The 14,152-nt window shown below is 46.4% G+C and carries 11 protein-coding genes and 1 tRNA gene; 5 read left to right on the forward strand and 7 right to left on the reverse strand.

All coding sequences use genetic code 11. The features are described 5' to 3' along the window. Nucleotide 1: 1 nt before the first annotated feature. Both JXR92_RS13160 and JXR92_RS13165 read left to right on the forward strand, forming a co-directional pair. Nucleotides 2-1,315, forward strand: coding sequence for a UDP-glucose dehydrogenase family protein (locus JXR92_RS13160; protein WP_117964588.1), 1,314 nt, complete (start codon nt 2-4; stop codon nt 1,313-1,315). A 37-nt stretch (nt 1,316-1,352) separates the two neighbouring features. Then, nucleotides 1,353-2,153, forward strand: coding sequence for a DUF4738 domain-containing protein (locus JXR92_RS13165; protein WP_117964587.1), 801 nt, complete (start codon nt 1,353-1,355; stop codon nt 2,151-2,153). A gap of 41 nt (nt 2,154-2,194) precedes the next feature. Here the strand turns inward: JXR92_RS13165 and JXR92_RS13170 are convergent, their stop codons facing one another. Together JXR92_RS13170 and serB are read right to left on the reverse strand one after the other, a co-directional pair. Beyond that, complete coding sequence (locus JXR92_RS13170) at nt 2,195-3,481, reverse strand: DEAD/DEAH box helicase (protein ID WP_117964586.1); 1,287 nt, start codon at nt 3,479-3,481, stop codon at nt 2,195-2,197. Between the two features lie 128 nt (nt 3,482-3,609). Next, nucleotides 3,610-4,839, reverse strand: coding sequence for a phosphoserine phosphatase SerB (gene serB, locus JXR92_RS13175; RefSeq protein ID WP_117599649.1), 1,230 nt, complete (start codon nt 4,837-4,839; stop codon nt 3,610-3,612). A 276-nt stretch (nt 4,840-5,115) separates the two neighbouring features. Between serB and JXR92_RS13180 the strand changes: the two genes are divergently transcribed. Then, complete coding sequence (locus JXR92_RS13180) at nt 5,116-5,616, forward strand: thioredoxin-like domain-containing protein (RefSeq protein ID WP_117964585.1); 501 nt, start codon at nt 5,116-5,118, stop codon at nt 5,614-5,616. Between the two features lie 273 nt (nt 5,617-5,889). On the opposite strand, the gene JXR92_RS13185 is transcribed toward JXR92_RS13180, so the two are convergent. The 3 genes from JXR92_RS13185 to lon are packed head-to-tail and all read right to left on the reverse strand — an operon-like array spanning nt 5,890 to nt 10,630. Then, complete coding sequence (locus tag JXR92_RS13185; protein ID WP_117964622.1) at nt 5,890-7,026, reverse strand: LptF/LptG family permease; 1,137 nt, start codon at nt 7,024-7,026, stop codon at nt 5,890-5,892. Continuing rightward, entirely contained in the window at nt 7,023-8,153 is a 1,131-nt protein-coding gene (tgt, locus tag JXR92_RS13190) for a tRNA guanosine(34) transglycosylase Tgt (RefSeq protein WP_005825470.1), read from the reverse strand. Before tgt ends, JXR92_RS13185 begins: the two co-directional genes overlap by 4 nt. Beyond that, the gene (gene lon / locus JXR92_RS13195; protein ID WP_117964584.1) at nt 8,150-10,630 is read right to left on the reverse strand and encodes an endopeptidase La; all 2,481 of its coding nucleotides are present in this window, start codon (nt 10,628-10,630) and stop codon (nt 8,150-8,152) included. The genes tgt and lon overlap by 4 nt, the downstream gene beginning before the upstream one ends. A 170-nt stretch (nt 10,631-10,800) precedes the next feature. On the opposite strand from lon, the gene JXR92_RS13200 reads away from it, so the two are divergent. After that, nucleotides 10,801-11,508 carry a tRNA1(Val) (adenine(37)-N6)-methyltransferase gene (locus JXR92_RS13200; RefSeq protein WP_117964583.1) on the forward strand — a complete coding sequence of 236 codons (708 nt, stop codon included), beginning with the start codon at nt 10,801-10,803 and terminating at the stop codon, nt 11,506-11,508. A gap of 86 nt (nt 11,509-11,594) precedes the next feature. Further along, a tRNA-Pro gene (locus JXR92_RS13205) sits at nt 11,595-11,669 on the forward strand. 63 nt (nt 11,670-11,732) lie between these two features. On the opposite strand, the gene JXR92_RS13210 is transcribed toward JXR92_RS13205, so the two are convergent. Next, nucleotides 11,733-12,698 carry a sensor histidine kinase gene (locus JXR92_RS13210; protein WP_138345428.1) on the reverse strand — a complete coding sequence of 322 codons (966 nt, stop codon included), beginning with the start codon at nt 12,696-12,698 and terminating at the stop codon, nt 11,733-11,735. Continuing rightward, nucleotides 12,695-14,068 carry a sigma-54-dependent transcriptional regulator gene (locus JXR92_RS13215; RefSeq protein ID WP_138345462.1) on the reverse strand — a complete coding sequence of 458 codons (1,374 nt, stop codon included), beginning with the start codon at nt 14,066-14,068 and terminating at the stop codon, nt 12,695-12,697. Before JXR92_RS13215 ends, JXR92_RS13210 begins: the two co-directional genes overlap by 4 nt. Nucleotides 14,069-14,152: the final 84 nt, after the last annotated feature.

A 14,152-nucleotide genomic window follows, 5' to 3' on the forward strand; every position in this document is an offset into this window, starting at 1 on the left:
TATGAAAATAGCCATTGTCGGTACAGGATACGTCGGTTTGGTAACCGGAACCTGCTTTGCGGAAATCGGTGTCAACGTTATTTGCGTAGACACGAACAGTGAAAAGATAGAGTCACTGAAAAAGGGCGTTATTCCTATCTATGAAAACGGACTGGAAGAAATGGTTAGCCGGAATGTGAAAGCAGGACGCCTGCAATTCACCACATCCCTGGAGAGTTGTCTGAATGAGGTGGAAGTGGTATTCAGTGCCGTAGGTACACCACCCGATGAGGATGGAAGTGCCGACTTGAGCTATGTGCTGGAAGTTGCCCGCACCATTGGACGCAATATGCAGAAATACGTGTTGGTGGTAACCAAAAGTACCGTTCCCGTAGGTACTGCCCAAAAAGTGCGGACTGCCATTCAAGAAGAACTTGATAAGAGAGGGGTGAACATTGACTTTGATGTCGCTTCGAATCCCGAGTTTCTGAAAGAAGGTAATGCCATCAACGATTTTATGAGTCCCGACCGTGTAGTGGTGGGAGTAGAGTCCGAACGAGCCAAGAAGATAATGAGCAAGCTCTACAAACCATTCCTGCTGAACAACTTCCGTGTCATCTTTATGGACATCCCTTCTGCAGAAATGACAAAGTATGCGGCTAACTCCATGCTTGCCACCCGCATCAGCTTCATGAACGACATTGCCAATTTATGCGAATTGGTGGGAGCGGATGTAAACATGGTGCGCAGCGGTATCGGTTCGGATACCCGTATCGGACGTAAGTTCCTCTATCCGGGGATAGGCTACGGCGGCTCATGCTTCCCTAAGGATGTAAAGGCACTGATTAAGACAGCTGAACTGAACGGCTACAAGATGCGTGTACTCCATGCAGTAGAGGAGGTGAACGAGAAACAGAAGAGTATCTTATTCGAAAAGTTGCAGAAGCATTTCAATAATGATTTGGAGGGAAAGGTCATCGCCATTTGGGGACTGGCCTTTAAACCCGAAACAGACGACATGCGTGAAGCTCCGGCCCTGATATTGATTGACAAGCTGCTGAAAGCCGGCTGTAAAGTACGTGCCTACGACCCGGCTGCCATGAACGAATGCCGACGCCGCATAGGAGAAAGTATTTATTATGCGACAGATATGTATGATGCCGCACTGGACGCAGATGCACTGATGCTGGTGACCGAATGGAAAGAATTCCGCCTGCCTTCATGGGCAGTCATCAAGAAGACCATGGAGCAGCCGTTGGTATTGGACGGACGTAATATTTACGACAAGAAAGATATGGAAGAACAAGGTTTCACATATCATTGCATCGGAAAATAAAGTCGCAGAAAGAAGAAAAGAAATAAACAGGGACGTTATGACAATAAAAGGAAGTGCGATTCTCATTGTACTTGTTGTCTCATTAGCCTCATGCAGCAACAGACAAACAGGAGAGGTTTCCGTAAAGGAAGATCTCATTGCAAAGCAACTGTTACAAGGCATCTGGGTGAACGATGAAACAGAAATGCCGTTGATGCGCATCGAAGGGGATACGGTATATTATGCCAACCCGCAAAGCGCTCCCGTATCTTTCAAGGTCGTTCACGATACAATCTACATATACAGCAATGAACCGGTGGCCTATAAGATAGACCGTCAAACGGAATACAGCTTCTGGTTCCACTCGCTGGCCGACGAAGTAATTAAACTGCATAAATCAGAGAATGCAGAAGATTCTTTGGTTTTCACCAGCCGGGAAGTAGAAGTCATTTCCACTACTCCAGAAGTGATAAAGAAAGACAGTATCGTAATATACAAGAATACAAGGTATAGGGGATATGTATATATCAACCCCTCAAAGATGAAGGTTTTCAAGACTTCCTATTCTGAAAATGGAATCAGTGTGGACAATGTGTATTATGATAATGTAATCCATATCTGTGTATACGAAGGGAAGAAGATGCTTTACGGCCAGGACATCACCAAAAAGATGTTTGCGGATATATTCCCTGCCGAAATACTGAATCAGGCCATTCTTGCCGATATGAACTTCATGGGTGTGGACAGTAAGGGATACCATTACCAGGCAACCCTTGGCATACCCGAAAGCTCCGTATACAGTCTGGTAAATATGATTATTGGTTTTGACTGTACAATGAGCATAGAAAAAGCGGAATAAATCCGCTTTTTCTATGTCTTTTCTTCACCACACCACAGTGTTTATTTCTTCTCACCGCCATTCTGTGGCCGTTTGGCACTGGGCTTTCCGCCTTTATTGTTGTTACGGCCATTCTTATTTCCTCCTGGCCTACGTCCGTTTCCATGGCCGCCCCGTCTTCCTCCGTCAAATGCTCTCGGCTTGTATTCTGGTGCTTCACCCAGCTCTTCGGGAACCGATATCTTATAGATATCCCTATCTAGGAATTTTTCGATATTCTTAAAGTTACCCTGCTCCTTTTCGGAAACGAAGGTGATGGCTACGCCGTCATTATTAGCACGCGCCGTACGTCCGATGCGGTGCACATAATCTTCACTGTCGTGGGGAACATCGTAGTTTATCACCAGACGGATGTCATCGATATCAATACCTCTCGCAACGATATCTGTGGCTACCAGGATATTGATACGTCCTGCCTTGAACTCATACATCACTTCTTCGCGCTGTGCCTGCTCCAAGTCGGAATGCATTTCACCGACGTTCAGTTTCATCTGCTTCAAAGCTTTGGTCACTTCCTTCACTTTCAGTTTGGAAGAAGCAAAGATGATAACGCGTTCCGGTGTCTCCTCTGCAAAGAGGCTACGGATGATGCCCAGCTTCTGATTCTCGTAGCAAACGTAGGCTGCCTGCACAATCTTTTCTGCCGGTTTGGAAACAGCCAGCTTCACCTCGGCAGGATTGTTCAGAATGTTACCAGCCAACTGTTGTATCTTAGCAGGCATGGTGGCAGAGAACATGATTGTCTGCCGCTCTTTAGGAAGGAATTTGACAATTTGCATAATATCGTCATAAAATCCCATATCCAGCATCCGGTCTGCTTCATCCAAAATAAAATAAGAGACACGGGAAAGATCTACATAACCAAGGCTAAGATGGGCTATCAAACGCCCCGGGGTAGCAATAACGACATCAGCACCCAGTGTCAACCCTCTTTTCTGCTGCTCGAACAGTATTCCGTCATTACCACCATACACGGCCACGCTGGAAACCGGCATGAAATAAGAGAAACCTTCCATCTGTTGGTCTATCTGTTGCGCCAACTCGCGGGTAGGAGCCATGACAATGCAATTGATGGCATCGGCAGGGTGTCCGCCTTCTGAGAGCTTGTTCAATATAGGCAACAAATATGCGGCAGTTTTTCCCGTTCCGGTTTGTGCCACTGCTATTAAATCTCGACCTTCGAGTATGACGGGAATTGATTTTTCTTGTATGGGGGTGCACTCTTCAAAGCGCATGGCATCCAGTGCCTCCAGCACATTGCCATTTAAATGTAGTTCTGAAAACTTCATGTATCTCTTTTAAATTTGCGTACAAAGATAGGAAAAAGACTTATAAAATAGACTCTTACAGTAAAAAAATAAGCCCTTGGGACAATAATTATCTCAAGGACTTGCAAATTTGTTTCAAGCATCTGCCTTCAACGAGGAATATCAATGTATGAATCCTTAAATCCCAGAAAGTAAAGTACGCCATCTAAGCCGATGGTGTTGATGGATTGCTTAGCATTGGCAACAACTTTGGGCTTTGCATGAAAAGCGATTCCAAGGCCGGCAATTCCCAGCATGGGCAGGTCGTTGGCACCGTCGCCCACAGCAATAGTCTGCGCAATATCCACTTTTTCCACCTGAGCTATCAAACGCAGCAACTCCGCCTTACGCTTACCGTCAACTACATCACCGAGATAGCGACCGGTCAGTTTGCCATCCTCTATTTCCAGCTCATTGGCATACACATAGTCTATACCGTACTTCTTCTGGAGGTACTGCCCGAAGTAGGTAAACCCTCCCGAAAGAATAGCTATCTTGTAACCGTATTTCTTCAAAACATACATCAGGCGATCCACACCTTCCGTAATGGGAAGATTCTCTGCAATTTCCTGCATCACGGACTCATCCAATCCTTTCAACAAAGCCACTCGTTCGCGAAAGCTCTCAATGAAATCTATCTCACCACGCATGGCACGCTCAGTAATAGCCTTTACCTGGTCGCCCACACCTGCACGTATGGCCAATTCATCAATCACTTCCGTTTCAATCAGAGTAGAGTCCATATCGAAGCAAATGAGGCGACGCATCCGGCGGTACATATTGTCCAACTGGAAAGAGAAATCCATTTCCAGTTCGGTTGCCAGTTTCATCAACTGTTCTTGCATGGCAATGCGGTCTTTCGGAGTGCCCCGAACGGAAAATTCGATGCAGGCGCGTGTACGCGATTCACATTCGTCCAGCGGAATACGTCCTGTAAGGCGCTTGATGGCATCGATATTCATGCCTTGCTCTGCAAGAATACGGGTCACAGCAGATATTTGACGGGCAGACAACTTGCGCCCCAATAAAGTAAGAATATAGCGGTTCTTTCCCTGCATATTCACCCAATCCTCGTACTCTTTGGCAGTAATAGGGTAAAAACGGACAGTCACTCCCAGGGAGGAAGCCTTGAAAAGCAGTTCCTTCATAATGAACCCCGAATGTTGTTCTTCCGTCTTGCATAAAATGCCCAATGAAAGAGTATTATGAATGTCTGCTTGACCAATATCAAGAATAGTAGCATCATATTTGGCCAGAATTTCCGTCACGGAAGCTGTCAGTCCCGGACGGTCTTCACCCGTAATACGTATCAGGATGAGTTCAGTGTTCAATGGTTGCATAAATCATCTTTTTGATAGAATAATAGGCTACAAAAGTAAGGAAAATTCCCGCTATTTATGCTAAATAACATAAAAATATGACTCTAAAAAGTGAGAAAAATGCTTGTTTATTTGGAAGTTTGTTTAAGAATTACTTACCTTTGCAGCCGATTTCAGAATTAAAAGCTTTGAATATCAATGGGTTTCTACTCATTTCAAGCTCTGAGAAGACGATGTTCCGGGAAGAAATCACTGTTGAAGGACAGTCCCGGATAGTATTAACCAAAACCGTGCCGCATGAAATATGCAAAATGGATTTTTGTTGTATTACTAATAAGTTCCTTGACTTCTTTTGTAGAAAAAGACAAACCTACCGGAGGTTTGAATGTGGGTGACATGGCCCCGGATTTCAAAATCCAATCCATGTCAGCAGAGCAATCCCAAACCGACCTTTCCGATTTGAAAGGAAAGTATGTGTTGCTCAGCTTTTGGGCAAGTTACGACGCGCAGTCCCGGATGCAGAACGCAAGTTTGAGCAATGCGCTTCGCTCTACTGCCCGCAACAATGTGAAGATGGTTTCAGTTTCATTCGATGAGTATCAGTCAATCTTTGAAGAAACCATCCGTAAGGACCAAATAGTTACGCCCACTTGTTTCGTGGAAACTAAAGGCGAATATTCCGGCCTCTTTAAAAAGTATCGCTTGGGCCGCGGATTCACTAACTATTTACTGGATGATAATGGTGTAATTATTGCCAAAAACATCTCTGCTGCAGAACTTTCCGCTTACTTGAATTAAGCTTGCTGATGCCCGGTGCATACAACAGCAACTTAAAGAACCAGTAAGACGAAAGTGAGGGTGTTCCCTGGAAACCGGCGTCTCTTTCCGGCAAAAAAGGGAACAAAACAAAAGAGGAAAATGAATACAACAAAAAGCCCCTCCCACACTTGTAGAACGCAAGAGTGGGAGGGGTTTCTTATTTTAATAGACTTCCGGAGACAAGCATCCTAAACCTCTACTTTAGTACGCCAAACCTCAACTTGAGCAGACTGAAGTAGAGGTTTAGGATGCTTATTTCGGCGCTTTCCTATATAAATAAAATGCAATGAAGGCATACATTATATTCGGTATCCACACAGCTATGACTGGAGGCATGTTGCCGTTTACGGCAAATGTGGAAGCAATGGTCTGAAACAGAATATAAGAGAAACTCAATGCCAAGCCGATACCCAAATGCAATCCCATTCCGCCTTTCGTTTTCTTGGAAGACAAAGACACTCCTATCAACGTCAGGATAAAGGAGGCGAACGACATGGCAATGCGTTTGTGATACTCTATCTCAAATTCCTTAATATTGGCAAAGCCGCGTTGCCGCTGCCTGCTGATGTACTCGCTCAATTGAGGGCTGGTCAGCATCTCCTGCTGATTCTTCATAATCAGAAAGTCGGCAGGCTCCATGAACAGAGTGGTATCTATGCGACCTCCTTTTATAATACTCTCCTTCATGCCATCCATCTGACGAATCATATAATCCTTGATTTTCCACTTATGCACGGCCGTCGTGTCGTAGGTAATGGAACGGGCTGTAAGGTGGGAAACCAGTTGCTTGTCATTGAACTTGTCCAAAGAAAAGCGATAACCGGTCTTGCTGTAGTCTTCAAAACGTTCGATATAGGCAATTACCCCCGAATCCACTTCCAGCTGGATGTTCCGTGCCGTATTCGCCTTACGAGGTTTGTAGTACTTGTCCTCAAAATTAATACGTGTCACACTACCTTTGGGGATGACATAAGATCCGAGGCAGAACGTCACTACCGCAATGATTGCCGCAGACACCATGTAAGGACGCAGCATACGCTTGAAACTCATTCCCGTAGAGAACATGGCGATGATTTCCGAGTTCTCTGCCAGTTTGGAAGTAAAGAAGATTACAGCGATAAACACAAACAGCGGACTGAACAGATTGGCAAAGTAGGGGATGAAGTTCAGATAATAATCAAAGACAATCGCATTCCACGGCGCTTCATGAGACATGAAGCGGTCCATCTTCTCGTTGAAGTCGAACACCACTGCAATGGAGATAATCAATGCAATGGCAAAGACATACGTACCTAAGAACTTCTTAATGATGTACCAGTCCAGCCGCTTCAAGAATTTACCTCTCGGCAGCTTTATATTCTTCCATATCCTCCAGTCCATTTTTCTCATAATCTTGTCGATACGCGTTTCACCATCATCGGTTTCCAAGTTGCAAAGTCGCCTGCAATGATATGCTTACGTGCTTCGCCCGCCAGCCACAAGTAGAAAGCCAAGTTGTGGATAGATGCTATCTGCATGGCAAGCAGCTCCTGTGCGTGGAACAGATGGCGCAAGTATGCCTTGCTGTACATGGTATCCACGTAAGAGGCGCCATCCGCTTCAATGGGAGAGAAATCCATTTCCCATTTTTTGTTGCGCATGTTCATGATGCCGTCCTTGGTAAACAGCATGCCATTGCGTCCGTTTCGGGTAGGCATCACGCAATCGAACATATCGACACCGCGTTCAATGCCTTCCAGGATATTTACCGGAGTCCCGACTCCCATCAGATAGCGAGGCTTGTCTTTGGGAAGAATCCCGTTCACCAACTCAATCATCTCGTACATCTTGTCTACAGGCTCGCCCACAGCCAGACCACCAATGGCATTACCGTCAGCACCTTTAGAGGCAACAAACTCTGCTGACTGCTCGCGGAGGTCGCGATAGACACACCCCTGCACAATGGGAAATAAGGATTGCTGATAACCGTACTTCGGTTCTGTTTCGTTGAAACGCTTGATACAGCGGTCCAGCCAGCGATGTGTCAATCCCAGTGATTTTTTGGCATATTCGTAGTCCGAATCCCCCGGAGGACATTCATCAAAGGCCATCATGATGTCTGCACCGATAGTCCGTTCTATATCCATCACCTTCTCCGGTGTAAAGATATGCTTGCTACCATCGATGTGTGAACGGAATTCCGCACCTTCTTCGCGCAACTTGCGGATACCGGACAACGAAAATACCTGGAAGCCGCCACTATCTGTCAGCATAGGACGGTCAAAGCCGTTGAACTTATGCAGTCCACCGGCTTTCTCTATCACTTCCAGTCCCGGACGCAGATAAAGATGATAGGTATTACCCAATATTATCTGCGCCTTTATGTCCTCTTTCAATTCGGGCAGATGCACGCCTTTCACTGTTCCCACTGTACCTACCGGCATAAAGATAGGTGTCTCAATCTGCCCGTGGTCAGTAGTAATCAGTCCGGCACGTGCATTGGTCTTGCTGTCTGTATATTGTAACTCGAATGTCATTCTTCTTTCTTTTCAGTCTTTTCTTTCTTTACGGACAAGTCGATGGCATCGGCTACTTTTTCATCAGTCAGCGCAATGGCAAACACCTCCTTAATATCTTTCACATAGTGGAAAGTCAGTCCTTTCAGATATATATCCTGTATCTCTTCTATATTCTTGCGGTTCTCATCGCTCAAGATAATCTCCTTGATACCGGCACGCTTGGCAGCCAGTATCTTCTCCTTGATGCCTCCTACCGGAAGTACCTTACCGCGAAGTGTTATCTCTCCCGTCATAGCAAGATTAGCCTTCACCTTTTTCTGGGTGAGGGCAGAAGCGAGGGAGGTAGCCATCGTGATACCGGCAGACGGACCGTCTTTCGGAATGGCGCCTTCGGGCACATGGACATGGATGTTCCAGTTATCAAAAATCTCTTCGTCAAGATTCAGCAGGGAGGCATGCGCCTTGATGTATTCCAATGCCAGCATGGCCGACTCTTTCATTACATCACCCAAATTGCCGGTCAATGTCAAACGTCCGCCCTTGCCACGGCTCAGGCTGGTTTCCACGAAAAGTATTTCACCACCTACGGCAGTCCACGCCAGACCGGTCACTACTCCTGCGTACTCATTACCCTGATACTTGTCCCGGGTATATTCGGGTGCCCCCAGAAATTCATACAAGTCTCCCGGTTTTATTTCGGTCTTCGCAAAATAACCGTCCGTAGCATATTGGCGTGCAGATTTACGGAGTATCTTTCCGATTTTCTTTTCCAGTTCGCGCACACCGCTCTCACGAGTATAATTCTCTATAATGGCTTCCAGCGTGTTCTTCGGAATCTTGATATCATTCTTTTTCATACCGTTTGCCTCCAATTCCTTCGGAACCAGATGGCGGCGAGCAATTTCAATCTTTTCTTCCGTGATATAGCCGCTTACCTCAATCAGCTCCATACGGTCCAATAACGGTCCGGGGATGGTATTCAGATTATTGGCAGTAGCGATGAACATCACTTTAGACAAATCATAGTCCACATCCAGAAAGTTATCATGGAATGTAGTATTCTGTTCCGGGTCGAGCACTTCGAGGAGGGCAGAGGAGGGGTCTCCTTGGCGGTCGGCACTCACCTTATCTATTTCATCCAGAATAAATACCGGATTGGAGGAACCTGCCTTTATCAGATTCTTGATAATCCGTCCCGGCATGGCACCGATATATGTCTTGCGGTGACCGCGAATCTCGGCTTCATCATGCACGCCACCCAGCGACATACGGATATACTTACGCTTCAAGGCAGCCGCAATGGAACGTCCCAAAGAGGTTTTTCCCACACCCGGAGGGCCATACAGACAGATGATGGGGGATTTCATATCGCCCTTCAGCTTCAATACGGCAAGATGTTCCAAAATACGTTCTTTCACCTTCTCCAAACCATAATGGTCTTTGTTCAATGTCTTTTCTGCATTGACAAGGCTCAGATTATCCGTCGTATAAATGCCCCACGGCAAACTAAGCATCGTCTGCAGATAGTTCAGCTGCACGCTATAGTCGGGAGACTGGGGATGGGTGCGTTCCAACTTATCCACCTCTTTTAGGAACGTAGCCTTCACCTCATCATTCCATTTGATGGTCTCCGCCTTCTTACGCATTTCCTCTATTTCCTGCTCTTGACCGCCGCCACCCAGCTCATCCTGAATGGTTTTAATCTGCTGCTGCAGGAAATACTCACGCTGCTGCTGGTCTATATCCTCGCGTGCACGCATCTGGATAGATTCTTTGATTTCGGCAAGCTGCACTTCACGATTCAGAATTTCGAGCAGGCGGTAAGTACGCGCCCGCAAAGAGTCGATACGGAGCAGTTCTATCTTTTCGTCTTTCTTGAGTGGCAGGTTCGTACAGATAAAGTCTACCAAAAACATTGGATTGGTAATGTTCTTGATGGCAAATGCCGAATCCTGCGGAAACATATCGGATGACTTGATGTAGCGTACTGTCAAGTCTTTACACGCCTCTACCAATGCATGGAATTCCTTGTCATTCTTCTCCGGAAGTTCTTCATTCAGCGTAACTATCCGTCCCTTCAGATAAGGAGTCGTATCCGTAATCTCCTTCAGTTCCATACGTTTGGAGCCTTGCAGAATGACGGTAGTTGTCTGGTCTGGCATTTCAAGCACACGTACTATCTTGGCAACTGTACCGATGGTATGTAAATCCTCAAGCAGAGGTGTCTCTGTTTCAGCCACCTTTTGGCATACAACAGCTATATAAGAATTTTTCTTTTCTGCTTCACGCACCAATTTGAGGGAAGATTTCCTTCCTACAGATACCGGCATAAACACCCCAGGGAACAATACCATATTTCGAAGAGGCAATATCGGTAAAACCTCTTCTACCTCAATGTCCATCAATTGTTCCTCATTCCCCTCAAAATCAGCAATTACAGAGAAAGCGTTTCCGCTTCTATCTTCGACATCACTCAGGTAATTTCTTTTCTTCATTTCTTTCTTTTTAGTTTATGTCATATTGGCAGGCCAATAAAGCGCTTGCAAAGTTAAGCTATTTCTTCATAAATAGACATTCTCATCCTTTAAAAAGACAAAAACAGTGCCAATTTTATGACAAATATGCAGGTTTTGATTATTTTTGAACCCAATTAAAGAAGATAAACATGCCGAAATCATCTTTTAAGTTTAAACAATTTACCATATTTCATGATAAATGCGCCATGAAGGTCGGCACAGATGGTGTACTACTTGGGGCATGGGCCCCGGCAGACAAAGCGAAGCGTATACTGGACGTTGGAACCGGTACCGGATTAATAGCCTTACAGTTAGCGCAAAGGAATCCGCATGCCCGGATTACTGCAATCGAAATAGATGCAGCTGCAGCCGGACAAGCCACAGAAAATGTATCTCACTCTCCATGGGCCGGTAGAGTAGAGGTCATATGTCATGATTTCCGAGATTATCAGCCGGAAAACAGATTTGACCTCATCATTTCCAATCCTCCCTATTTTATAGATGCGTTGAAATGTCCTGACGAACAAAGGTGCACAGCACGGCATGCGGGCAATTTGAATTACGATTTACTATTTCGTCGTTCGGCATCTTTGCTTGAAGAGCAAGGAGTCGTAAGCATCATTATTCCAGCGGAAGCTGAAAAAACGGTTGTGGATACAGCTTGGAACCATAAGTTGTTTCCATTGCATCGTGTGCAAGTCTTCACCAAACCCGGAAAACCGTGCAGACGGGTATTGCTGAACTTTGGTTTTGAAGCAAAAGAGTGTAGAGAAGAGAAACTTTGTATTGAGATGAATCACAATGAGTTTACCCCTGAATATGTAGCTTTAACGAAAGATTTCTATCTGAAAATGTAATTTTAATTGCATAAAACTTGCCTAAATATTTGGTTGGTATCAGAATTGTTTTTACCTTTGCACTCGCTTTTCAGAAGTAAAGCATTCGGGGTGTAGCGCAGTCCGGTTAGCGCACCTGCTTTGGGAGCAGGGGGTCGTGGGTTCGAATCCCGCTACCCCGACAGAAATTAAATAAGCTACTGATTTTTTCAGTAGCTTATTTTTGTATATACCCTCTTTTCCATTTATCCAAATAGCAACGTAAAGCAACTCCCTTTTCCCACAGCAGACTGCACCGTAATATTGCCGCCATGCCGATTCATCACTTGTTTACATAAACTGAGCCCGATGCCCGAGCCGGAAGGCTTGGTGGTGAAGAACGGTACAAAAATCTTATCCTGCACTTCCGGTAAGATACCTTCGCCATTGTCGCTGACAGTAATAAGGCATTGCCACGAGAGGGCGGGTAGCATCTTCACTTCTATCAGGGGATGTTCCTTCCTGCTACATGCTTCTTTGGCGTTTTTAATCAGATTAATCAGTACTTGTTCTATCTGTGTCCGGTCTATCTGGAGTATGCGGTCGATCTCCGGAAGCTCTATCCGGATATACTCTTCCGAAAACAGCTTCTGCAAATCCTGCAGCAATTCGTGGACAGCAACCGGACGACGAACGGGGGCGGGAAGTCTTGTCAGCTTCCGGTAATTCTCCACAAACTCCAGCAAACCCTTGCTACGGCGGTGGATAGTTTGCATTCCCTGCCGCATGACGGGGTAGTTCTTTTCCGACACTTCCCGTTCGCTCAAGGTCTCGGAGAGGGAGATGATAGGAGTAATCGAATTCATTATTTCGTGCGTCAGCACACGTATCAGCTTTTGCCACGCTTCCATCTCATTGCGTTCCAGCACGCGGGTACGGAAATTCCTCATCGCTTCTGAAAGCTCATCCACCATATCCTCCATAGACCGGTTCTTGTAGGGAGAACGGAACGACAGCATCATGTCGTCATAGCGCAGGCTCTCTGCCAGATGGCGCATCATACGCACTTGCATCATCTGCAGGCGGTAAAGATGAACGGCAATCGCCAGCAATATCAAAAAAGCCATCAGCGTACTGAACCACAGTCCGGCATCCACCAGCAGATAAACGCCGACCGAAAGGAAGGCTATGCCGATGATGTGCAGTACCACAATCAATGAATATCGTTTCATAAGCCTAATTTTTCAAGTTTCCGGTACAAGGCGAAGCGGGTAATGCCCAAGTATTCGGCGGCACGGGTCACATTTCCCTCGCTGAGCCGCATGGCACGTTCCACCGCCTGCCGTTCCAATTGTTCCAGGTTGAGGACTTCTTCTTCCTTCTTCTGGCGGGAAGCCGAAGCTTGGAACATGAAGTTTTCCGGACGAAGCAAAGAGCCGTCTCCCAGTATCACGGCACGTTCCATGGTATGCTGCAACTCACGTACATTACCCGGCCAGGCATATTTCAGCAACTTGTTCTTCGCCTCGCGGGTCAGCCCGCGCATCTCTTTCTGATATTTGCGGGCATACCGTTGCAGAAAATACTCTGCCAGCAAGAGGATGTCGTTTCCGCGTTCCCGCAGAGGGGGGATATGGAGTTCGATGGTGTTGATGCGATACAGCAGGTCTTGGCGGAAGTCTCCTTCGTCCACCAGCCGACGGATGTCTGCATTGGTGGCGCAGATGAGCCGCACATCAATGGGCGTAGCCTGCGTACTTCCCAAACGACTGATACAACGCTTTTCGATGGCAGTCAGCAATTTGGCCTGCATGGGCAGGGAAAGGTTACCTATCTCGTCCAGAAAAAGCGTACCGCCGGTTGCCACTTCCATACGTCCAGCTTTCGCTTTCCGTGCATCGGTGAAGGCGCCTTTCTCGTAGCCGAACAACTCGCTTTCGAACAACTGTTCGGGAATACTGCCGAGGTCTATCGTGACAAACGGCTTTCCATAGCGGGGAGAATTGCGGTAAAGCATACGGGCAATCACATCCTTTCCGGTTCCATTCTCACCCAATATAAGTATGTTGGCATCCGTATCGCGCAACTTCTCCACAGTAGAGAAGACTTGCTGCATGACAGGAGAATCACCTATAATAATCTCTTCGGAGCCTCCTGCTGTGACATTGCTCAGAACTTCCACCTGCTCTTTCAGCAAATTTATCTCAGTCCGCGAACGACGCAGCTTCATGCCCGAAGAAAGGGTGGCCAGCAACTTCTCCTTCTCCCACGGCTTGGGAATGAAATCCGTAGCCCCCGCTTTGATGGCACGCACCGCCTTGTCCGTATCCGCGTAGGCAGTCATGAAGATGACCACTGCTTGCGGGTCGATACTCAGAATCTGCTTCAAGCTGTCGAAACCTTCCTGACCACTGATGGCATCACGGCTGAAATTCATATCCAGCAGAATAATGTCCGGACGGAAAGTGGTCATAAAATGCTCGATGCGGTCGGGAGTCACTGCCACTTTTATCTTCTCGGCGTAGGGTTCGAGAAGAAGGTTCAGCGCAAAAAGGACATCCTCGTTATCATCTACAATCAATATTTTACCAAACTGCTCCATATCTGTTTTCTTTTCGTGTAGGCAAGGCCTACACAATCCCACATCTCTTGTACGGGCAAAGATAAGTATAATATCCATGTGTTG

The sequence above is a fragment of the Bacteroides parvus genome, assembly GCF_017309675.2.
Classification (GTDB): Bacteria; Bacteroidota; Bacteroidia; order Bacteroidales; family Bacteroidaceae; genus Bacteroides; species Bacteroides uniformis.

Excerpts from the sequence above, each read along its gene's own strand:
- tgt (WP_005825470.1), bottom strand. The coding sequence starts at position 8,153 with ATGACATTCGAGTTACAATATACAGACAGCAAGACCAATGCACGTGCC.
- JXR92_RS13180 (WP_117964585.1), top strand. The coding sequence starts at position 5,116 with ATGAAATATGCAAAATGGATTTTTGTTGTATTACTAATAAGTTCCTTG.
- serB (WP_117599649.1), bottom strand. The coding sequence starts at position 4,839 with ATGCAACCATTGAACACTGAACTCATCCTGATACGTATTACGGGTGAA.
- JXR92_RS13165 (WP_117964587.1), top strand. The coding sequence starts at position 1,353 with ATGACAATAAAAGGAAGTGCGATTCTCATTGTACTTGTTGTCTCATTA.
- lon (WP_117964584.1), bottom strand. The coding sequence starts at position 10,630 with ATGAAGAAAAGAAATTACCTGAGTGATGTCGAAGATAGAAGCGGAAAC.
- JXR92_RS13185 (WP_117964622.1), bottom strand. The coding sequence starts at position 7,026 with ATGAGAAAAATGGACTGGAGGATATGGAAGAATATAAAGCTGCCGAGA.
- JXR92_RS13170 (WP_117964586.1), bottom strand. The coding sequence starts at position 3,481 with ATGAAGTTTTCAGAACTACATTTAAATGGCAATGTGCTGGAGGCACTG.
- JXR92_RS13215 (WP_138345462.1), bottom strand. The coding sequence starts at position 14,068 with ATGGAGCAGTTTGGTAAAATATTGATTGTAGATGATAACGAGGATGTC.
- JXR92_RS13210 (WP_138345428.1), bottom strand. The coding sequence starts at position 12,698 with ATGAAACGATATTCATTGATTGTGGTACTGCACATCATCGGCATAGCC.
- JXR92_RS13200 (WP_117964583.1), top strand. The coding sequence starts at position 10,801 with ATGCCGAAATCATCTTTTAAGTTTAAACAATTTACCATATTTCATGAT.
- JXR92_RS13160 (WP_117964588.1), top strand. The coding sequence starts at position 2 with ATGAAAATAGCCATTGTCGGTACAGGATACGTCGGTTTGGTAACCGGA.